This is a genomic window from Pseudanabaena sp. Chao 1811, from assembly GCF_027942295.1.
Taxonomy (GTDB): domain Bacteria; phylum Cyanobacteriota; class Cyanobacteriia; order Pseudanabaenales; family Pseudanabaenaceae; genus Pseudanabaena.
In genome coordinates, this window is sequence record NZ_CP101416.1 from 3,854,511 (window position 1) to 3,875,590 (window position 21,080).

The 21,080-nt window shown below is 42.1% G+C and carries 20 protein-coding genes; 10 read left to right on the forward strand and 10 right to left on the reverse strand.

The genetic code is table 11. The annotated features are described in order from the left end of the window. Nucleotides 1–200: 200 nt before the first annotated feature. Nucleotides 201–1,952 (forward strand): DUF3352 domain-containing protein, encoded by a 1,752-nt coding sequence (locus NMG48_RS17730; RefSeq protein ID WP_271252767.1) that lies wholly within the window; start codon nucleotides 201–203, stop codon nucleotides 1,950–1,952. Between the two features lie 207 nt (nucleotides 1,953–2,159). Here the strand turns inward: NMG48_RS17730 and NMG48_RS17735 are convergent, their stop codons facing one another. Then, entirely contained in the window at nucleotides 2,160–2,537 is a 378-nt protein-coding gene (locus NMG48_RS17735; protein ID WP_271252768.1) for a winged helix-turn-helix transcriptional regulator, read from the reverse strand. Between the two features lie 114 nt (nucleotides 2,538–2,651). Here NMG48_RS17735 and NMG48_RS17740 point away from each other — a divergent pair, with 114 nt between their 5' ends. Both NMG48_RS17740 and NMG48_RS17745 read left to right on the forward strand, forming a co-directional pair. After that, nucleotides 2,652–2,888: a CDGSH iron-sulfur domain-containing protein gene (locus NMG48_RS17740; RefSeq protein ID WP_169365050.1), complete on the forward strand. Its 237-nt coding sequence runs from the start codon at nucleotides 2,652–2,654 to the stop codon at nucleotides 2,886–2,888. A 61-nt stretch (nucleotides 2,889–2,949) separates the two neighbouring features. Next, a complete protein-coding gene (locus NMG48_RS17745) occupies nucleotides 2,950–3,648 on the forward strand; it encodes a pirin family protein (protein ID WP_271252769.1) in 699 nt (232 codons plus the stop codon). Between the two features lie 40 nt (nucleotides 3,649–3,688). Here the strand turns inward: NMG48_RS17745 and NMG48_RS17750 are convergent, their stop codons facing one another. Further along, the gene (locus NMG48_RS17750; protein WP_271252770.1) at nucleotides 3,689–4,480 is read right to left on the reverse strand and encodes a VanW family protein; all 792 of its coding nucleotides are present in this window, start codon (nucleotides 4,478–4,480) and stop codon (nucleotides 3,689–3,691) included. A gap of 504 nt (nucleotides 4,481–4,984) precedes the next feature. On the opposite strand from NMG48_RS17750, the gene NMG48_RS17755 reads away from it, so the two are divergent. Beyond that, nucleotides 4,985–6,109, forward strand: a complete 1,125-nt coding sequence (locus NMG48_RS17755; protein ID WP_271252771.1) for an undecaprenyldiphospho-muramoylpentapeptide beta-N-acetylglucosaminyltransferase — start codon at nucleotides 4,985–4,987, stop codon at nucleotides 6,107–6,109. Here the strand turns inward: NMG48_RS17755 and NMG48_RS17760 are convergent. The 3 genes from NMG48_RS17760 to NMG48_RS17770 all read right to left on the reverse strand — a co-directional run bounded on the left by NMG48_RS17760 (nucleotide 6,087) and on the right by NMG48_RS17770 (nucleotide 11,613). After that, nucleotides 6,087–8,678 carry a chloride channel protein gene (locus NMG48_RS17760; protein WP_271255289.1) on the reverse strand — a complete coding sequence of 864 codons (2,592 nt, stop codon included), beginning with the start codon at nucleotides 8,676–8,678 and terminating at the stop codon, nucleotides 6,087–6,089. The two genes, NMG48_RS17755 and NMG48_RS17760, sit on opposite strands and share 23 nt — an antisense overlap. Nucleotides 8,679–8,741: 63 nt before the next feature. After that, nucleotides 8,742–10,013 carry a M16 family metallopeptidase gene (locus NMG48_RS17765; protein ID WP_345961288.1) on the reverse strand — a complete coding sequence of 424 codons (1,272 nt, stop codon included), beginning with the start codon at nucleotides 10,011–10,013 and terminating at the stop codon, nucleotides 8,742–8,744. 283 nt (nucleotides 10,014–10,296) lie between these two features. Next, the gene (locus NMG48_RS17770; protein ID WP_271252772.1) at nucleotides 10,297–11,613 is read right to left on the reverse strand and encodes a M16 family metallopeptidase; all 1,317 of its coding nucleotides are present in this window, start codon (nucleotides 11,611–11,613) and stop codon (nucleotides 10,297–10,299) included. Between the two features lie 257 nt (nucleotides 11,614–11,870). Here NMG48_RS17770 and NMG48_RS17775 point away from each other — a divergent pair, with 257 nt between their 5' ends. Then, on the forward strand, nucleotides 11,871–12,347 hold the full coding sequence (locus tag NMG48_RS17775; RefSeq protein ID WP_271252773.1) for an NUDIX hydrolase: 477 nt from the start codon (nucleotides 11,871–11,873) through the stop codon (nucleotides 12,345–12,347). 45 nt (nucleotides 12,348–12,392) lie between these two features. Then, the gene (locus NMG48_RS17780) at nucleotides 12,393–13,751 is read left to right on the forward strand and encodes a hypothetical protein (RefSeq protein ID WP_271252774.1); all 1,359 of its coding nucleotides are present in this window, start codon (nucleotides 12,393–12,395) and stop codon (nucleotides 13,749–13,751) included. A 30-nt stretch (nucleotides 13,752–13,781) separates the two neighbouring features. On the opposite strand, the gene NMG48_RS17785 is transcribed toward NMG48_RS17780, so the two are convergent. Next, nucleotides 13,782–14,228 carry a (2Fe-2S) ferredoxin domain-containing protein gene (locus NMG48_RS17785; RefSeq protein ID WP_271252775.1) on the reverse strand — a complete coding sequence of 149 codons (447 nt, stop codon included), beginning with the start codon at nucleotides 14,226–14,228 and terminating at the stop codon, nucleotides 13,782–13,784. 49 nt (nucleotides 14,229–14,277) lie between these two features. Here NMG48_RS17785 and NMG48_RS17790 point away from each other — a divergent pair, with 49 nt between their 5' ends. The 3 genes from NMG48_RS17790 (at nucleotide 14,278) to NMG48_RS17800 (ending at nucleotide 16,797) form a co-directional block, all read left to right on the forward strand. Beyond that, nucleotides 14,278–14,949: a response regulator transcription factor gene (locus NMG48_RS17790; RefSeq protein WP_271252776.1), complete on the forward strand. Its 672-nt coding sequence runs from the start codon at nucleotides 14,278–14,280 to the stop codon at nucleotides 14,947–14,949. A 48-nt stretch (nucleotides 14,950–14,997) separates the two neighbouring features. Beyond that, complete coding sequence (locus NMG48_RS17795) at nucleotides 14,998–16,389, forward strand: sensor histidine kinase (RefSeq protein WP_271252777.1); 1,392 nt, start codon at nucleotides 14,998–15,000, stop codon at nucleotides 16,387–16,389. 105 nt (nucleotides 16,390–16,494) lie between these two features. After that, entirely contained in the window at nucleotides 16,495–16,797 is a 303-nt protein-coding gene (locus NMG48_RS17800) for a PepSY domain-containing protein (RefSeq protein WP_271252778.1), read from the forward strand. Between the two features lie 144 nt (nucleotides 16,798–16,941). Here the strand turns inward: NMG48_RS17800 and NMG48_RS17805 are convergent, their stop codons facing one another. The 3 genes from NMG48_RS17805 to NMG48_RS17815 all read right to left on the reverse strand — a co-directional run bounded on the left by NMG48_RS17805 (nucleotide 16,942) and on the right by NMG48_RS17815 (nucleotide 19,909). Further along, the gene (locus tag NMG48_RS17805) at nucleotides 16,942–17,523 is read right to left on the reverse strand and encodes a thylakoid membrane photosystem I accumulation factor (RefSeq protein WP_126387056.1); all 582 of its coding nucleotides are present in this window, start codon (nucleotides 17,521–17,523) and stop codon (nucleotides 16,942–16,944) included. Between the two features lie 192 nt (nucleotides 17,524–17,715). Further along, on the reverse strand, nucleotides 17,716–18,480 hold the full coding sequence (folE, locus tag NMG48_RS17810; RefSeq protein ID WP_126387057.1) for a GTP cyclohydrolase I: 765 nt from the start codon (nucleotides 18,478–18,480) through the stop codon (nucleotides 17,716–17,718). 682 nt (nucleotides 18,481–19,162) lie between these two features. After that, nucleotides 19,163–19,909, reverse strand: coding sequence for an SDR family oxidoreductase (locus NMG48_RS17815; protein WP_271252779.1), 747 nt, complete (start codon nucleotides 19,907–19,909; stop codon nucleotides 19,163–19,165). 38 nt (nucleotides 19,910–19,947) lie between these two features. Here NMG48_RS17815 and NMG48_RS17820 point away from each other — a divergent pair, with 38 nt between their 5' ends. Next, the gene (locus tag NMG48_RS17820) at nucleotides 19,948–20,520 is read left to right on the forward strand and encodes a hypothetical protein (protein ID WP_271252780.1); all 573 of its coding nucleotides are present in this window, start codon (nucleotides 19,948–19,950) and stop codon (nucleotides 20,518–20,520) included. A gap of 39 nt (nucleotides 20,521–20,559) precedes the next feature. Here NMG48_RS17820 and NMG48_RS17825 read toward each other — a convergent pair whose 3' ends face one another. Beyond that, nucleotides 20,560–21,072: a hypothetical protein gene (locus NMG48_RS17825; RefSeq protein ID WP_271252781.1), complete on the reverse strand. Its 513-nt coding sequence runs from the start codon at nucleotides 21,070–21,072 to the stop codon at nucleotides 20,560–20,562. Between the last annotated feature and the right edge of the window lie 8 nt (nucleotides 21,073–21,080).

A 21,080-nucleotide genomic window follows, 5' to 3' on the forward strand; every position in this document is an offset into this window, starting at 1 on the left:
TTTAGGTGGATTTTCTATCCATCTACTATATTTTTAGGTGGTAAAAAGTTTCTTAAAAGCATTGTCACACAAGCAAATAAGAACCTGACCTAAGTTAACTATGTGAGCAAGCTCACAATGTATCTGTGCATCAAGTCTATGGGGATTTGGGGTTAAGCACTATACTGACATCTTGCAACTGACAAATTTGAGGTCTCATTATGACTGAAAGAAAAACGAATTTACTACCTATTATTGGTGGTGCTGCTGTAGTAGTTGCTGGTGGTGTAGGAGCCTATTTTTTCTTCAATAAACCAGCCATTTTGCCTACTGGCACTAGTGTATCGGGAACTCTCACCGTTGTCCCTAAACAGTCCTTGATGGCAATGTCCATCTCTACCGATGGAGCGGCACTTTCGCAAATAGAGCAATTTCTGTCTCCAGAAACCAAAAAGCTTTACGATACCGAACTTGATAAGTTTAGAAAGAATCTTTCTTCGAGTGATTTTGACTATGACAAGGATGTAAAGCCTTGGATTGGCAAAAATGTCACGATCGCCTTTTTGCCATCGGGTAAAACTGCCAATCTCGTCCCCAATAGATCCCAATCTGCTCTTCAGCCACGCTATGTCCCCATGAGCAATACAGGTTCAATCCAGTTTGTTCAAAATAAAGAGCCAGAGAAAGCTGAATCTGCCTCAGCCCCTAACGTTCTACTTGTGATTGAAGTAAAAGACAAGGCGGGAGCTGAGAAATTTTTGTCAGAAAAAGTCAAAACTAAGGCTGGTGGCAAAGAAAAGCAGTCGGAATATAAGGGCGTAAAAATTACGCAATATGGCGAAGGATCAAATTCAAGTGCGACGGCAACCGTGGGAGATTACTTAATCGTTACTCCCCGTGAGCAGCTTACGCAAAAGGCGATTGATACCTTTAAAGGTGAACCTTCGTTAGCAAGTTCCATTAGTGCTGATGATCTCAAACTCAAAAACACTGTTGCTCAAGTTTACATTCCTAATTTTGGCGAATCAATCGTTGAGCTATCAGCGTTAAATCCTAAGGCTGAAACAATTCCTCCTGAATCTTTGGAGCAATTGAAGAAAGTTAAATCAATTAACTTAGGTTTTGGTATTGATGACTCAGGTATTCGCTTTAAGGCATTGGGTAAATTCGACCCAGAAGCAATTGCTGCCCTCAAGAATTCTCCTAACAAAATTATTGGTCAAATCCCTTCCCAAGCATTTGCCGTAATCACTGGATTCAATATCAAGAATTCATGGGAACAGTTTGCAAAGTCAGCAGAGAAGAATGCCGAAATCAAGAAAAGTCTTGACGAAGCCAGAACTCAACTGAAGTCCTCACCATTAGCACTCGATCTGGATAAAGATATCTTTGGTTGGATGGATGGTGAATATGCGATCGCCTCAGTATCTGGTAAACCCGAAGGCATTTTAGCGCAGACTCAAGGGCTTGCACCTGTACTACTACTGCAAACCACCAATCGTTCTGCGGGTGAATCTTTGCTTAAGAAATTGGATGATTTCATCTCGAAGAATGGCGGCAAGGTTGACAAGAAGGATGTTGGCGGTGTTGCCGTCACCGAATGGTCAGTACCAGGCGCACCAGGCGCGATCGTTTCTCACGGTTGGAGTCAACAAGACACATTATTTCTCACGGCTTCACCAATTGTTTCCTTGTTTGTACCGAAGCCTACTAGTGCTCTCGAAGCAGATTCTACCTTCAAGTCGGTAGTAAGCACTCTACCTACTAACAATGTGGGTTATTTCTATATTGATGCCGATAAAACATGGAGCATCGTTCAGAGCTTTTTACCTGCTGCGGAGAAAGAAAAGACTCCTCCCGAAGTGAAGGCTTTGATTACTTCTATCCGTGGATTGGCAGTAACTGCTGCTTATCCAAAGCCAGATACTGCTGAAGTCGAAGCAATTCTTGCATTGAAGAAAGGTGGCAAATAAAGCATAGCTTTGTTTCTAGTGTTTCTAAATAACGTCAGTTCGGCTTAAGCTGGCAAATTTTAAAAAAATAAAAGTAAAAGCCTTGCGTAGCAAGGCTTTTACTTTTATTTTTGAGAGAGGGTTTGTTACACAAACCCTCTCTCAACGTCTGTTTCAAATCATCCCGAACTCGCGTTAAATAGAACAGGCGCACTATGTGCGTTTGTTCTATTTTTGCTCTAAATATTTTCTGCCCCAAAGGTGCATTGCATCTAGTACAGGTTGTAGAGTTTTGCCTAAAGCAGTCAGCGAATATTCCACCTTAGGCGGAACCTGCATATAAATTTCACGATGAATCAAGCCATCTCTCTCCATCTCTCGTAACTGCTGCGTGAGCATCTTTTGAGTGATTCCATGTAAGCTACGATGCAATTCTCCAAAGCGTCTTGTGCCATTAAATAATTCATGCAAAATCAAAACTTTCCAACGCCCACCGATCGCATCAAGAGTCGCCTCAACAGGACAGCTAGGGCGATCGCCTTGATATGAGCCACTACAAATAATTTCTGGATCAGCCTCAATAAAGGTATTCGTCGTTTGGTTCATAGTATCTTTTTGGTATGTACCTTACAAAAAAGTGCATACTTTACGTTAAGAGTGTATGTCAATTATATTGGAATGGTTGAAAGTTGAACCAATTACCACAAGGAATAAGGGAAAATGAGCGAGCCTAAAATTGTTGATAAGAAGCCTGTTGTATTGGAACTAGAACCTAAAACCTATTATTGGTGTACCTGTGGAGCATCCACCAACCAGCCCTATTGTAACGGCGCTCATAAAGGAACAGAGTTTACGCCCCTTGCCTTTGAAGTGACAGAAACCAAGAAGGTTGCACTTTGTCTATGCAAGCATACGGGCAATGCTCCCTTCTGTGATGGCGCACATACCAAACTTTAACTTTTAACTTTATTGTCGATTGTCGGTATTTTGTACCCACAAATCAACTAGGAGAGAATCTATGCTCACTATTCGGAAATCAGAAGAAAGAGGACATGCCAATCATGGTTGGCTCGATAGTTATCACACCTTCTCCTTTGCGAACTACTACGATCCGCAGCATATGGCGTTTCGCTCACTGCGTGTAATTAATCAAGATGTGATTGCTGGTGGTAAAGGATTTGGCACGCATCCCCACCGTGACATGGAAATCATTACCTATATGCTAGATGGAGCCTTAGAGCATAAGGACAGCATGGGTAATGGCTCAATCATTCATGTTGGTGATGTGCAGAGAATGAGTGCAGGTACTGGGATTACCCATAGTGAGTTTAATCATTCATCGACAGAAACTGCTCATTTATTGCAAATCTGGATTTTGCCCAATCAACAGAATGTCATGCCCAGCTATGAGCAAATTTCTTTCTCGCGAGAGGAGAAGCTAAATCAGTTAAGACTGATTGCTTCCCCTGACGGACGCGATCGCTCAGTGACGATCCATCAAGATGCAAATATATATGCCTCGATCCTTGAAGATGGCGCAGAGGTAACTCATCCAGTCAATCCTAACCGCTATGCGTGGATACAGGTTGCTAGAGGGAATGTATTAGTTGGCGATCGCTTGCTCAATGCTGGTGATGCAATTTCTAGCGATCAAACTGGCGATTTGAAAATCACTAGTCAAGGTAATGCAGAAGTTCTCGTCTTCGATTTGGCATAAATAACTTAAGATGAGGATGTTGCGCCACAGCATCCTCATCTTAAGTCTTAATACAGGGCTGATAATGGCTCATGGCTTGATAATCAAGCTGCCATGTAGATGATGAATCTAACTCATGTTTGATATAGCGCGAAGTTTGCACCACCCAACCCGATAGATATTGCGGATCGGGTGGATGGAGATGCTCAATAATCTGAGACTCAACTTTAACTTCCCAAGGTTTTGGGATAGCCCCCCAGAGACTAGATTCAACTTTACGTTCTTGTTCTAATACGCGAAATCTTAGTTGTAAGGGAATGGAAGTATGGTTGCGAACTATTAAGTCTTTGTAGCCATTGGCTACGGCAGCATCTTGCCCCAAGGGGTAAAACCTTGATTCTCCATAGGCATCAATGCTATGGCAATGTCTTTCTAAAATCTGACAGCCAGCATAAAGCAATGTATTAAAAATATTGGTGGCAACTAAACATAAGCCACCACCCACATCGGTAAGTACCTGTCCACGCACAAACACTGGGGCATCTCGGAATCCATTGGATTTGGTGGGATTGCCAACGCGATCGCTAAAGCTAAAGATCTTATTGGGGGCAAAGTTCAGGCAGTCAATTCTCTGAGCAGCTAGTTGTAAGTTCCAAATTCGATTAGATTTAATTTCCGTTGTGCCGCGATCGGGAATTAGAGTACTAGTTTCTATCCATTTATGGGGATATTGATCTGCATCATCGTGATTTTGCTGTCTAGCATAATGAAAAGGATATCCCTTAGCTAGAGATTTAGCATATTTAAGGCTATTGCGAATTGGCTTTTTAAAAGTTTGCCAGACTTGCTGCATATCCTAAACTCTCATAGATCTAAAATATGAGGATAGGCAACATATGTAGCGTTTCACAGTCCAGTGAAGTATGGGATTATTTCCCCGCCTTCGACGGGGAAACGCTCCTTTGTACCTCGCTTGATTGAAAAGCGTTATATTAGCTGTTGCCAAGTATATTACAAAGAGAATAACGATGCTTTTCGCTGCCATTCTCTTCTTAGGTTGCAAGCAATGGCAGCTATATTGTTAATTTTCACATAATAGATCGCTTATGGCAAAAAACCGAAATGTTAAGATAGCTATAAAAACAGAAGCAAGTTGCGGCGCTTAGCGCCGCAACTTGCTTCTGTTTTTTGACATAGCTGGCTACTGCTGATTGATGGTGCGGGGCAAAGCCTCGCACCATCAATCTTTGTTTTTTATATTTGGAAAATTGCGATCAAATCGTTACAATACTCGCAGTGACGAATCCTTAATTCGTCATATCCAAATATTTGCAACATCTAGAGACTTGTAATAACTGTGGGCGCAACTAATCACACCGACAACCAACCGAATTTACAATCCTTAAAGAAACCTAAAATTGTATTAACAGGTGGTGGTACTGGTGGTCACGTTAGCCCCAATCTTGCTTTAATTCCTGCGCTCGAAGCTGATGGTTGGGAGATTTTTTATATCGGCTCTAGCAATGGCATTGAGAAGCAACTTGTTGCAGAAGTGGGACTTCCCTACTACGGCATCTCTTCAGGGAAATTGCGCCGTTATTTTTCTTGGCAGAACTTCATCGATCCTTTCAAAGTGATTAAAGGCATATTTGATGCTTTTTGGGCGATCGCGAAAATTAAGCCCCAAGTTGTCTTTTCTAAAGGCGGCTTTGTGACGGTTCCTGTGATCTTTGCGAGTTGGTTACAACGGATTCCTGTAATTATCCATGAATCGGATTTTTCTTCAGGTTTAGCCAATCGCCTCTCACTTCCCTTTGCCACTAAGGTCTGTGTTACTTTCCCTGAAACCGCTAAGAAATTGGCGAAATATGGCTCTAAAGTGAAGCATACAGGATTGCCCATTCGTCCTGATATACGGAATGGCAATGCCGATAGAGGGAGATCTTTTTGTGGTATTTACGGAGACTTGCCAGTTCTATTTGTAGTAGGCGGTAGTACAGGCTCTGCCAAAATCAATCAGGCAGTGCGATCGGTTTTAGATACACTCACTCAAAAGTATCAGGTGGTTCATGCCTGCGGTAAGGGCAATCTTGATCCCAATCTCAAAGATCATCCGCGCTATTGTCAATTTGAATATTTAGGAACGGAACTGGCGGATGTGTTAGCACTGGCGGATTTAGTAGTATCCAGATCGGGCGCTAATGCCGTATTTGAGTTTCTGACTCTACGCAAGCCGAATTTGTTAATTCCTCTATCAAAATTATCCAGTCGGGGTGATCAGATTCTGAATGCGAAGTCTTTCCAAGCGCGTGGCTATAGTGCTGTTCTCTTTGAAGAAGATTTAACTAGTGAGAGTTTATTAACAGCGATCGCTGATTTAGATGCTCGTCGTGATGAATATATTCAAAATATGAACCAAAGCGAAGATGCCAATGCGATCGCCCAAATTGTAGAACTAGTTAAAGCTTTTTCCGAAAAATAATAATTGTCCTGTCACTATTGCGAGCGATCGCTTCAGGAATATTGCCATGAAGCATCTGTTGGAAAAAGTTTTCATGGCTTGCACCAAGCATAATCACATCGCTGCGTTGCTGATTGGCGAGATCGACGATCGCATCGGCGGTTGATTTGGCACAAACAGCAATTTGTCCTACGGAGAAACGCAAAGATTTATATAAGGATTCTGCATATTTTTCCATTTGACTAAATTCATAATCTTTATCGTTAGGAGAAAAGACTTGACAGAGATAAATTTCGGGATAGGGTGCAAGATTAATTAATGCAGGAAGTAGTAATAATGCATTTTCAGTATTGGAACTACCAGCAATAGGAATTAACCAACGATTGAAGGAAATATTTGGCTTCTTAAATTCCTGTTTAAAGGGATTAAATTTTTGGAGGCGATCGCTAAATTTCACTAGCATCACATCACAATTTGCCTGTTGTACTACCGCATCTACGATATCGCCGAGGATTCGCTGTGGTGATACGGACTTGCCATGCCAACCAATTACCAATAGATCATTGTTGCGATCACCAGCGACTTCTAAAATGGCTTGGCTGATATCATGGGCAACTCGCACCTGTGTATGTAGAGAAACCTGTTTCAATTTCGCTGCCACAGTTGCCGTTTGCAAAAGTTCTAAACTAGGATTTAAATCGACAGGGGTTTCCGATAGGGATAGATGGGATGCGAGGGTAATAATATGCAGACATTCTAATTCGTAGTTACGAGCGACCGCGATCGCTAAGCCAATTTCAATTAAGTAGGGTGCTGTCTGGGGATTACTCAAGGGTAATAGCAGTCGTCCTTTGCCTGTGGCAGTACCCCGTCTCTGATAAACCAGATAGGAGGGTTTGGTAGTTTTAGGACTGACTCCCCGTAAGCGTTTAGCTTGAGCACGGAGAATATCGCTACGGGTAATAATCCCAACTAGTTTATGGCGATCGATCACTGGTAAACGGGACAACTTGTAATAGGAAAGCAAATAGAGAACCTGAGATAGACTTTCCTCCGGACTGACGGTGATCGGTTTGGTAGTCATGATTTGAGAAATCTCTATATCTCGCGATAGCTTTCTCTCCTGCACTTTCACCAAATCCATTTGGGTGATGATGCCTACTAATTCATCATTGGCAACGACAGGAAAACCACGATGGCGCGATCGCCCAAAAAACTGCATCGCTTCATCGATGCTCATCTGCTCAGGTAATGTCTCCACTTGCCTCTGCATAACATCCGCCGCTCGCATTCCATTCCATAATCCTTCGGTCACAATTTCCGTTTGCAGATAAATGCCCTTTAGCTCTAATAATCTTGTATACAGAGAGTGAGGCGCATATTTTTCTGAGCAGAGATAGGCAACCACGCTGGTAATCATCAAGGGCAAGATGATATTAAAATCCATCGTGATCTCAAATACAATCACAAAGGCTGTGATGGGAACCTTTGCCACTGCCCCAAAAAATGCTCCCATTCCCGAAAGTGAATAGGTCGCGAGAGTTCCGATGCCCAAGAAAGAATGCTCTAAATTTCCCACCAATGAACCTAGTGCTGCCCCCAAAATCAAACTCGGTACAAATAAGCCCCCTGGAGTCTCCGCGCTACAGGCAACCAGCGTCAAGATAAAGCGCACTACAAAGGCTCCTGCCGTAATTTGCCAGTCCGATTGACCCATCGCTAAAAATAGCTGTAAGCCAGAACTGTCACGAAAGTCAATGGGCAACATTGAGATCACGATTCCTGATACACAACCTGCGATCGCAATTCGCCACGACAATCCCATCCGAAAGGTTTTGCGATTCCATTTGGTTAAATTAATCACGCTGTTATTAAATAGCGCCGCAAACCAGCCAACTAGTATGCCCAGCAGTAATAAAAATGGAATTTCTTGAGCCGAGAATTGCACCTGAGGAATGACTTGGCTCAAACCCTGTCCTGTCAAGATTCGCGAAACCACACCACCAATAAACGAGGCAAGAATCGCTGTGCCTAAGGTCAAGCTAGAAACATCATGCAGCAATTCTTCGATCACAAATAGCACCCCTGCGATCGGCGCATTAAACCCTGCGGCGAGTCCTGCGGCGGCTCCTGCGGCGATTAATTGCCTTTGATATTCGGGCGAATTGGGAATCCATTGGCTCACCTGTCCTGCGATCGCTGCTCCAATCTGGACTGTCGGGCCCTGCCGACCAAGTGCTAACCCCGCACCCAGTGCCAAAATCGTGCTAGCCAGTTTGACAAGTGCTACACGAAAATTAAGAACAATGGGAATATACCCGAGGGCTGCCTTAACTTGGGGAATGCCACTACCTGAAGCTTCTGTAGCAAACTTCTCAATTAAGAATCCTGATAGAAATCCGCCAGTTAGTCCAATTAAAGGTAACGCGATCCATGCGGGTATTTCTTGGGCAATATGAACACGCCAACCGCCTAACCAGCCAATGCCCAGTTTTAAAACTACCGCCGCTAAGCCTGCAATTAAACCAATTAAACAGGCTTCGGCAATGGCTAACCGTTTCGGATTCAACCATTTTTGTAATAAAGACACCAAAAATGCCAAGGGATTAATTAGGGAATAATGATATTTCTGTTGCGGCTTTATTGAACAGCTTTATTCATGAGAGTGAACCAGTTTTAAAGCATCACTAGAGCCAACTACCGAAATTGCAGGAGTCGTAAAATACTTTTGCGCCACATTTTGGACATCAGATTCGGTTACTGCCTCGATCGATTCGACAAATTTGCGATCGAATTCTAAACCTAAGCCCATCACTTCGTACCAACCGTAAACTTGAGCGATTTGGCTATTAGTTTGCTTACCAAGGGCATATTGTCCGAGTAACTTGCTTTTGCAAGTGCTTAGTTCTTCAGTAGTAAGCGGAGTATGGGCTAAGCGTTCGCATTCATGGCGCAAACCTGCGAGAGCCGTGCCTGTATTGTGAGAGGCCGTGCCCATATAGGCGACAAATTGCGAGGTTTCTAAACGGGTGGGATAAAAAGCGGAAACTTCGTAGGCAAGTCCACGCTTTTCACGTAATTCCACAAAGAGACGACTCGATAAACCATTCCCTAAATAGGTGGAAATAATTTTGATGGCGGCATAGTCGGGGGAATGTACCGATGGCGCAGGATAGCCGATCATCACGATCGCCTGTTGTGTGTCCTGTTGATGGGTGACTAATAGGGGCTGAAAATTGGGGGCAGGGGTAGTAATTACAGTAGATTGAGGGGATTGCCAATCACCAAAGGCTTCTTCGACAAGGGCGATCGCCTGTGCAGAGGAAATCTTACCCGCAATACTTACTACCATTTGATCAGGGCGTAGATGCTGGTGGTGAAAATCAACTAAATCTTCACGGGTAATGGTACTGACACTCGCCTCAGTACCTAAGCTGGAAAACCCATAGGGATGATCGCCATACATCAAATGTTGTAAGCGATCGTAGGCAATCGTAAAGGGGCGCTCCTGCTGCGATCGGATTGATTGAATCGTCAAGCGTCTTTCGAGATCAAGTTCACTGCTGGGAAAACTTGGCGATCGCAAAATTTCCGAGCCTAAGAGCAACATGTCATGAAAATCTGAAGTGATGGTTTTCAATGACAGTACAAAATAATCGCTGGAAGCTTCAGTCCCTAACGAAGCGCCGATTGATTCGACTTGCTCCGCAATTTCTAAGGAAGAATAGCGCTCTGTCCCGCGTGTCAGTAGTGAGGATGCTAAATGAGTAAGTCCAGATTTTGCTGGAGTTTCCACACGCTCACCACCTGCAAAAAAGCAACGCGCTGCAATGATGTCAGCAGTCGGATTTTCGGTGACTAAGACGACGATGCCATTAGATAGCACCAAGCGATCGCTAATTCGTTGTGAGACTGCTAGTGACAAATCTTTCACCCACTTAATAAAAACTGATAGGAGGTGACGCAAAGCACCACCTCCTAATAAATATCTCACAAATTCACTGAATATGGCGGAAATCCATCTTTACGGCGATTTTTGCTCCAATCTTGAATAATACTTGTGACGCACCCCTCATCCCCCAACCCCTTCTCCCGCAGGAGATGGGGAGTAAGATTTTTTTTGTTCCCATCTCCTGCGGGAGAGGGGCTAGGGGTGAGGGCAAAGAGTACTTTGGTGTGTCAAGTATTATGAAATACCTAAAAGATTGTTAGGCAGGAACGGCACAGGTAACGATGTAATTTTCGAGGGACAGATATTTTTTGACTAGATTTTGTAAATCCGATGGCTTTACCTTGCGAATGATTTTACAGTAGGCATTTGACCAATCCGTACATAGCTCCTCACAACCTAGCAAGCTGTGATATCCCAAAAAATTAGCTAACTGACTTGGTGACTCCAACGCAAAGATGAATTGATTGCAGAGCGATCGCTTAGCTTTATTAAGTTCTGCCTCAGCGATCGGATGATTTTGTAAATCTTTCACCTGTTGGATAATTTTATGCTCCACCAATTCCAAATTTTCCGCATCTAAATATGCCGAAATGGTAAATAGGGCAGCTTCTTGCTGCAATGCAAAGCTACCAGCAATGTCCTGTACCAAATCTGACTCCTCTAGCAATTCCCGCACTAAACGCGCTGATCGCCCCTCGGTCAAAATCATCGTCACCAACTCAAGCTGAATTGCATCCTCTAAATTAGCAACACTTGTACCCATCCATGCCATATTCAAGCGGCTATGCTGCACCATCGGCAGGCTAATTGTGTCACGGCGCATGGTTGGTGTTGGCAAATTTTGAACAGGATTAGCACCATTAGAGATGTTGCTCAAAATATTTTTAGGAATATTGCGCGAAAAAGTATTCCGAGTAAAAGCTGCGTCTACAATTTTGATTGCTTCCTCACGAGTTACGGCTCCTGCGATCGCCACAGTCATATTTTCGGGACGATAGTAGGTCTGATGATATTCCCGCATTTGCGTAGCGGTGATCCCAGAAACTACTGCTTCAGTACCCAAGACCGAACGGCTATAAACATGATCACCATAGGCAGTTTCCATGAGGTGCTGATAGGCAATCCAGTCAGGATCGTCCATCGCTTGGCGCAATTCCTCAAGTACGACTAAACGCTCTTGCTCCAACTCCTGCTCATCGATCTTTGCTTCTAGCAACATTTGCGAGAGATAGGGCAAGGCGATCGCAAAGCGACTAGCCGCTACCGTAAAGTTGTAATGGGCGTAGTCTAGACTTGTTGCCGCATTAGAAGTCCCCCCTTCAGACTCGATGACCAGATCAAATTCGCCCGCCGCGATCGCCTCAGTCCCCTTAAAAATCATATGCTCTAGGAAATGTGCCATACCTAGAGAGCTTGCGGGATCACTTGTTGCTCCTGCCTTTACCCACACATCAACGCTCACAACTGCGGATGCTGACATCTCCTGATGCACGAGGGTAATTCCATTTCCCAACTTTAGAAAAGTAGCTTGGGGAGAGACTTTTGCTGCTATGCGATCGCAGGTAATTGGCACAATAATTATTTATTAAAAAATGCTGATAATTTCATTATGAAGCGTATTTACAATTACATAGTGTTTAATGCTACATAATTCGCAACATTATTTTGCACCCAGACTTTATAGCTGTCGTCGCTTGATATTAGGCAAAAGCAAACCATCCAGACATAGCATTACAAAAGATAAAAGAAGTTGATTTGCACGATCTCCCATCTCTTGGGTAAATTTACAAGCCAAAATTACGATATACACAATCTCAAACTTAATGAATTATGGATCAGGAGATAGCTTTACCCAATTCTGAAACAGGAATGCGTTTAGTAGCGATCGCCATATTGCAATATCAAGATAAATTTTTGATGCAGCTACGTGATGATATTCCCACCATCGTTCATCCAGGGGTTTGGACAATGTTTGGGGGACATCTAGATATAGGAGAAAGTCCAGATATAGGAATCTGTCGTGAGTTAAATGAAGAAATTGGATATATACCCAAGCAAATCAGCCTTTTTCGGAGCTATATAGGCGATCAGGTACAACGCTATGTTTTTTACGGTGTTTTAGATGTAGGGCTAGATCAACTTGAGCTGAATGAAGGCTGGGATATGGACTTACTGTCGCCTGAACAAATTGCGGACGGCTCCCACTACTCTGGTCGAGCCTTACAGAATCGCCCCCTTGCACCTAGTCATCAACAGATCTTGTTAGATTTTCTAGCATCTTCAGAGAGCCGTATTAATATGTTGTAATGTGTGTGGTGCTTCGTGACAGATTTTAAATGCGGAGAGAATTGGATGAGTATTGCAACGGATAAACAAAAATGTCTAGATTGTTTGGCACAAGCGATCGCCGACCTGCAAGGTCAAGTTGACAACGAGCAATTGACTAAAATCTCCAATTTGATCATTCAGACGATGACTGGTCCATGGCGATCATTTCATACACCTAACCACATTTTTGAGGTAGGTGCTGGGGGAGATGCGATCGAAGTAATATCGGCATTATTTCATGATCTCGTCTATGTACAGGTCGATCAAGGCATCAGCGTCAATATCAGTCGCTATATTTCGCCCTATATCAAAGAAGATCGTGAGCAATTAGTAATTCTTGAGCCGCCCGAACTTCAAGAAGATGTAATTTTTCAGATGGTACTCATGCTATTTGGATTTAGTCATGGTCAAGCCCTACTACCGATGTCTGGGCAAAATGAGTTTCTCAGTGCAATCATTGCAGGTAAAGCTTTAGAAAATATTCTGCCGCTAGCTAAGTTGACAGAGATCGCCGCTTGTATTGAAGCAACAATTCCATTTCGTCCTCAACCAACTTCGGGGCTAACTTCCTCTGATTTACTGTTTGGTCGCTTGGTCAATGCGAATGAAGTATTCCAGTTAGGATGGAATGATGATGAAATTGCCGAAATCGTCAAACGCTCTGTGCGTTTATCAAACCGTGATGTCGAGAATTTTGCAAGCCCTAATTCCTCCCATTTTCTCAACAATACTTGGAACTTAATTCCTGAAACAAATCACGACCTAAAAAACGTCAATTCCTATACAGTGCATGGTTATCGGGTTTCTATGCAGAAGATGGAAGGATTTATGAACTTCCTTTCTCCTGAAATCGTGTTTCGTCGCTACCGCAATGAACCAGACGAAAAATCCTATTACAAATTACTTGCCCAAACCAAGCAAAATCTGGAAGTATCACGACTATATCTAGGCACAAAATTAACTTCGATCGCAATTTTAGAAGCCCTATCATTTCGGATTGGCGATGATATTCCCCTCTCCACAATGATGGGAGAATTGCCGCGTGAGGATAAGCTGGTTATTGGCTTAGAGAAATTCTTGCCTGAAATCACTGATCCGCACTTACCTTCAACTCCCATCGAAGCCGAAGTATTAGGACTACTCGAAAAAGGTCGTACAGTTGATTCTAGCTATGACATTAAGAATTCCCCCGTGGCTACCTTTATGGTGAAAGCGATCGGATTTTCAGAGATGCAGCGAATGTTGGGACTCTCTAAGGAGTTTTTCAAAGGTAACTTGACCCATGAGCAACTGATCGCCAATTGCGATTCCTATGTAATTGAAACGATCAAAAATGCAGTGGTACAGTTGTTCGACTCGCGCAAAGCCGCACTCTCACAATAAACCACCTCATCAAACCCAATTGATTTAGGACTATTCTATTGATCTTACTGAAGCATCAACAAAGGCATAGTCCGCAACAACTTTACCATTAATAATATGTTCTTGAAGTACTCGTTCTAGTACCTCTGGGGTTGCGGAATGATACCAAACACCGTCGGGATAAACTAATAAAATAGGACCGCGATCACATACTCGCAAACAATTAGCTTTAGTCCGAAAGATTTTAATTTCTAGGTCAAGTTCTTTAAGCCGACGTTTGAGATAGTCCCATGCTTGCAACCCTAGTTCTTTTTGACAGCAGAGGGGTTTAGTTTGGTCTGCACAGAGAAATAAATGCTTTTCGATTTGAGGAATTGCTAAATTAGCCGCACGGATCGCCAGTTGCTGTTTGATAACATCTAAATCTACAATAATCTCCTGATTTATTATTTCAACTTCAATTTCAGGATTAACGTCTACGCAATTTGGTTGATTCATATGAGCAGGGGATAATCAAAGATAATGTCTTACTACTTTTACTTTTCTAATGAAAATTTTGTTAGTTGAAGATGATGAGCGTATCGCCGCCGCACTAACAGAGGCATTAACTGACTATCATTATGTCGTAGATGTGGCATCAGATGGAGATCAAGGATTTACATTTGTGCAGACATTCCCATATGAGTTGCTAATTTTGGATGTAATGCTGCCCAAATTAGATGGCATTGAGCTATGTCGGAAGATTCGTCACAATGGTTATAAAATGCCAGTCTTGATGCTCACGGCAAAAGATACTTATCATGACAAAGTACAAGGACTTGACGTGGGAGCCGATGATTATGTAGTTAAGCCTTTTGATCTAAATGAGTTATTAGCAAGAATTAGAGCCTTATTACGAAGGGGGACTACCGAGTTAACGATGTTCTTAGAATGTGGAAATCTACAGCTTAATCCTAATACTTACGAAGTTACCTATGCAGGTGAAGCTTTACATTTAACACCGAAGGAATATCGAATTTTAGAGTTACTATTACGCCATCGCGATCGCACTTTTAGTAAGTCAGAAATCATCGATCATCTTTGGTCATTTACCGATCCACCTAACGAGGAAACAGTAAAAGTTCATATCCGCAGCTTAAGACAAAAATTAAAACATATAGGGGCAAGGCAAGACTTAGTTGAGACTGTATATGGTCTGGGATATCGCATTAAATATTAGAAAACAATCATTAAATCCATATGAGTACTAATGAATTTTAGAAATTACGTGAAACGATTAGTCCGACGATGGATTGATCACCCATTTAATTCTTTACATTTACGTTTGTTATTTGCATATTTAAGTGTAATGAGTGCGGTATTAGGAATCATCATCCTTTTTGTTTATCAATATTTTGCTAATAATCTCTACGATAAGATTGATCGTCAACTCAGAAATTTAGCTGATGCTGCTGCTCATAGTTTACCTACATTAAAAGCAAATCCTCATCATTATCAGACACCTCGTATGCTTGATAATGATGGTGATTTAGATATTCAGTGGCAGGATATTCAGCAACATCAACAAACTGTGGAATGGTTTGATGCAAATGGTGAATTATTAGCTCAATCAGGCAAAAAAATTCCTAAATTACCCCTAATAAAGACTAGTGTTGTTGCTCAGGTGCAGAAATTAGAGCATAGCCAGAATAGTCTAGATAATCCAGTTTATAAAGACTATGACAATCTAAGATTTCTAACTATTCCTGTATATTTAGCAAGTTATATTAATGATCAAAAGTCACCACAAAAGAGGCTGATTGGATATGTACGAGTGAGCGAATCTGGGGAGGAAATAGAAGAAGAACTAGAAAGATTATTATGGGCTTTAGGTTGGGGGGGATTGCTGGCTGTCTTTTTGAGCAGTATGGGGGGGTGGTGGCTAGTGAAGCAAACCTTGCAACCAGTTGAACAGAATTATGAACAAATGCGCCAGTTTACGGCTGATGCTTCCCATGAATTGCGAAGTCCCCTAACTGTAATTAAAACATCTGTGGATGTGATTCGTAGTCATCCTGAACGTATTCATAGTGCTGATGTCCAAAAAATGAATGCGATCGCTCAGGCTATAGAGCAGATGAGTCATTTGGTTGAAGATTTATTATTTATGGCAAGGTTTGATAATACTGAAGTTAGCGATCTCCATAGTCATAACTTATTATTCTCTCCTAGCGAGTTAATCGAAGATTTATTGGAAATACTAGAACCGCAAATTCAGGCAAAAAAGATCACATTACAGACCAATATCCATGAACCGCAGCTAGAGCAAGCTAATATTTATGGAGATCCTCAACAAATTCGTCGCCTGTTAATGAACTTGCTCGAAAATGCGATCGCCTACACTCCGCAATCGGGAGAAATTAAAGTAGTGTTGCTAGCAGATAAAGAGTTTTTGGAAATAAAGATCGCCGATACAGGTATAGGAATTGCCCATGATGATCTAGCCCATGTATTTGAAAGATTTTGGAGGGCAGATCGAGCGCGTACTAAACGATCAGGCGGATCAGGACTAGGGCTATCCATCGCTCAAGCGATTGCTAAAAGACATGGCACAGTCATCAATGTGAGTAGTGAAATTGGTTTGGGCAGTAGCTTTAGTGTGAAATTTCCCTCTAGATAAAGTTAGTGCGATGCACCGCCTTTATCTTTGATTTTTTCTTTCCGAGTTCTTTACTTTTTTTCGCCATACTCAACTCATTCACACATTGACCAACCCAAAGTAACCATGAAGAAAATCAACTGGCGCAAAATCCATCGATTCATTGCTCCTATTTTATTCTTGCCACTTTTGCTAACCACTATTACAGGAGTTGCCTACAGATTGGGAAGAAGTTGGTTTGATATTCCTAAAGGGAAAGGGACATTATCAGAAACTTTACTAACAATTCATCAGGGAGGATTTTTAGGGGAACAGCTCAGACCCTTCTATGTTTTGCTTGATGGTCTAGGATTAATTGCGCTGATCGTAACGGGGATAATTATGATGGGACTTTTTGGAAAACGTTCTCGCCGCCAAGTCGATATTTAGTAGAAAAGCTACCTAAAGGGTAGCTTTTCTACTAAGTAGCTAGGCATAATTAAAAAATAGAACCAAAAGCTGTGGCGCACGCTGCGCGTGCGCCACAGCTTTTAGGGTTTTATATTTAATTGCGCCTAGCTACTTAAATATTATTTAGGGATTTAACTCGTTAATGACTTTATCAGTTTTACGGAATTTCAGTTCGGGAGGGGCATCAGGTAAATTAAGCAAATCACGAATTGCGGTGTCTAATTCTTCAAAACCAAAAATACCTTCGCGATCGAAGCTAACTTTACCATCACCATCAATTAGAACTGTTTGTGGAACTGTACCTTTGTAGTAATAAGCTTCTTCAGTGGGAGTATAGCTCTCTTTCTCTAAATCTAACCCATCGACAGGAATTGCAATTAAGCTGAGACTTTTGCCATAAAAGCCTTGTGCGAGATTGAGGATTGGTGAAAATCTCTTGCAGTCAGCACTATCATCCACATAAAAAACTACCATTGCGGGGCGACCTAGCTGAAGTGACTGAGCTAGACTGATTCGAGGTGGCACAATCGAGCCATTACCACCATAGAGAGCAAATATATTGCCGTCATAGGTATCATCGGTGAGTCTTGCTTGGGCAGGTTGGGCATTACCAAATACTGTTCCTAACAATATGCTGAGGCTGATACAACTAGCGATCGCTATACAAAGTCCTAAATTAAAATATTTTTTCAGCCAATTTCTCATTATCGTCAATATAAATTCTTCTATCAAACACTATATAGCGCTTTTTAACCGCTTAAGGTACGGGTTTAAGTCTTGTCCGAAGGCGAGAATATAATTTCCATCAGCAAGATGATCAAAACAAACTAAAACCCAGAGATGTAGTGGCAATTTTTAAATTACCCCTACATCTCTGGGTTTTAGAAAATTGTCAAATTAATCTCCAAATCCGTGGGCACGAATGAGATCAAAAAATTCCTTTTTCATATGTGGGTCATGACGGAAAGAACCACGCACGATTGAGTTCACCATTTTGGTTTCAGGTTCCTTAACTCCGCGCCAAGTCATGCACATATGCTGAGCCTTGATTACAAAGGCTAAACCTTTAGGCTTGATCAGATTTTCGATCGTATCAGCAACCATTATCGCTGCTTCCTCTTGGATATGGGGACGGCTCATTACCCAGTCCACGATCCGATTAAATTTGGAAATGCCAATAACGCGATCGCTAGGGACAATGCCAATCCATGCTTGTCCAACAATAGGGACAAAGTGGTGAGAACATGCCGAACGTACAGTAATTGGTCCAAGGGTATAGATTTCATCTAGTTCCTTAGCATTGGGGAAGTCAGTAACCTTGGGCATGGGGTGATAGCGTCCTTTGAAGACCTCATCCACATACATTTTGGCAACACGTTTTGCAGTTTCTTTGGTGTTGTGATCATTTGCCGTATCAATAATCAAAGAGTCAAAAACACCTTGCAACTTGCCTTCAATTTCTTTTTTTAGCTCTTCTCTCTCAATATCGCTAATGTGATGGGCGATCGAGTCATTAGCAAAATAAGGATCTCCAGCCGCTACGACGCGATCGCGAATAATTTGCGAGATTGCTTTTCTGGTGGGTAGAGGTTCGAGGACTTTTGCGTTTTTTGAATCGTTCTCAGAATTATTGGTGACAGGGCGGGAGATACTGATCGTCATGGTGTGATACTTACTAGATATCCAGTGAATTAACTTAAAACTGAGGAAGCGAAAAAAATACCGAGAAAACAGTAATTAAACATCAAAATTTTGTGTTTGAAGCTAATCGAATCTACCTGCATAAAAAGGTGACTGGTTAGGATTTCAAACTAGAAAATTTAATATATTCTCCCATATTCGCAGATCTGTGGAGGTTATCGCTTCTCTCAATAGATTGAACTTTCTCAATCGTTATTTAACATTCCTACATAATTCTAGACTATTCTTTACTAGCTTGAAGAGTCAAAAGCCAAAAGATGAGATGTGCCACTTTGTTCTATGTCCATTTTTCTGGCTTTTTTCTAGCTTTTGATTGGTACACCATCGCTAGATCTGCAATGTAGTGATAGCTGACACTTTGTATCCTCCATCACTTATCTATTTTAATTATCAATAAAATAGATAAAAAATTAAAATGTCTATAGGTAAATGCTTATGGATATTTCTTAAATGAGCATATTTACTAAAACAACATCAGTTTGACGAAAGTGCAAAATGGGAGAAATCGCTGTGCAGATCTTCCCATTTTGAGCCATTTGCCAATTTTTAGAATTTGAAGAGAGAAGCTCTATAGCAATATAAGTGAAGGCAGTACGAAGTACTGCCTTCACTTATATTGCTATCTCTTACATTGCTATAGTTGCTAGAAAACACCTGCATTGGGCATCAATACGAGGTCATTGATAATTGCATCGGCGGGAAGATTTACTAAGGTCATAATCGATTCTGCGACGGTGGCAGGGCTGAGCATGGCAGCACGATTAAAACTTGGTGGTACTTTATCGCCAAGGGTATCCCATAGTGGTGTATTCACCGATCCAGGGCAAATGGACATAACTTTGATGCCATGGGGCTGTTCTTCAGCGGCAACTGCCTGCGTTAATCCTAGTAAGGCAAATTTACTGGCACAATAGGCTCCCCAATTAGGAAATCCTTGTTTTGCTGCGATTGAGGCGACATTAATGATTGTGCCGCTTTTTTGCGATCGCATGGTGGGCAAGACTGCTTGTAGACATTGGAAGACACTGGTGAGATTCAGGTCAAATAATTTTTGCCACTCATCAAGGGGCATATTGATCAGTTCGCCAATATATGCACTACCTGCATTGTTAATCAAAATATCGACACCACCCAGATCGGTGATGATCGATTGGATTTGCGATGATACTTTGGTGGTGTCACAGAGATCAATGGCAAAGCCTTTAGCATTAGATTCTGGGGGTAATTCACTTAAAATGCGATCAGGATTGCGGCTAACTAAAGCTACCTGTACGCCTTCTTGAATGAGTCGTAGCGACACTTCTTTGCCAATGCCACTACTGGCTCCAGTAACAATCGCTCGCTTACCTGTTAATTTTCCTGCTAATTTAACTGATACTGTATCTGACATGGTTTCACTTGTTTTCCCTTAGTCTATTGCAAAAGTCGATGTCAAAAAAAGTGGGATGGAGCTTTTGGTGGCTATGGACAATCGCTCACGTTATTGGTAGTGCGCTTTTGCCATTGCTGGTTTGGCAAGATCCTTACGATCTGCGATCGCGGATTTTTCTCAATGAAATCTTACAGGGTATTGGGGTTTCCCTTGCTCAGTCCATAGTTCTACGAGATCGCTTTACCAAAGAGGGCTGGTGGTTACCCTTAAGCCTAATTGGGTGGACGATCGGCATAACGCTGATATTTTTTGTACCGCCACTATCAATTCATATCCATTTATCCAACTTTCCCCCGATTACACTGCTGATAATTGATTTTGCAATCATTGGGGCAATTGTGGGTATCTGCCAATGGCAATTGCTAAAGTCATTTCGGGCAGGTGGTTTGTGGCTATTTGCCAGTCCGATCGCTTTGTCGCTCAGCATATTTGGTTTACAGCTAGGCTACATGGCAAAATCATCCGTACTAGCAACAGCTTTACAAGGCGTTATCTATGGGGCAATTACAGGATTAGCCGCCATAAAAGTTTTGCGATCGCCCAAAATATTGCCTAAACCTAGAAAGTAATAAAGCGCGTTTCTCTGCGCCGCACTTTATTACTTTTGATTATTCAGATGCTGCCTCTACAAATCGCAGATCGCGTTTTAAGAAAGTCTTCTCACCTGTATCCGTCTCCACCGTTGCCCGAATTAGACTCGTCCGTACTACCAATAATTTCGCCATGTAATAGGGGCTATCAGCTTCTAGAACCAATACGCGATCGCCAATCTGCAAAGGTCGAATCGTAGGGATAGGCATAGCTCTTTGGCTAGATGAGGTTGAGTCGAGATCATTCTTAGGAGTGTAGTCTAAGGACTCCGAGGATGAAACCCGATCATTAATCAGACTTTCTACATATTGTTTAAGTTTACGTTCTAAAGCCAATTCCAAGACGGCAAAGCGATCCTGCTCATCATCCTGTTCAGGAATACCATCTAAAACATGCTGTAAACCCTGAATCAGCAGCTCTGTTTCAGTTTTGCCAGTTTTTCTGACTTTTTCCAACAAAGCTGTATAGAGTTCGCTAGATAGTTCGAGCGTTAATAAGTGACTATTCGGCTGCATATCAGAGCGTTCCATTGTAGATA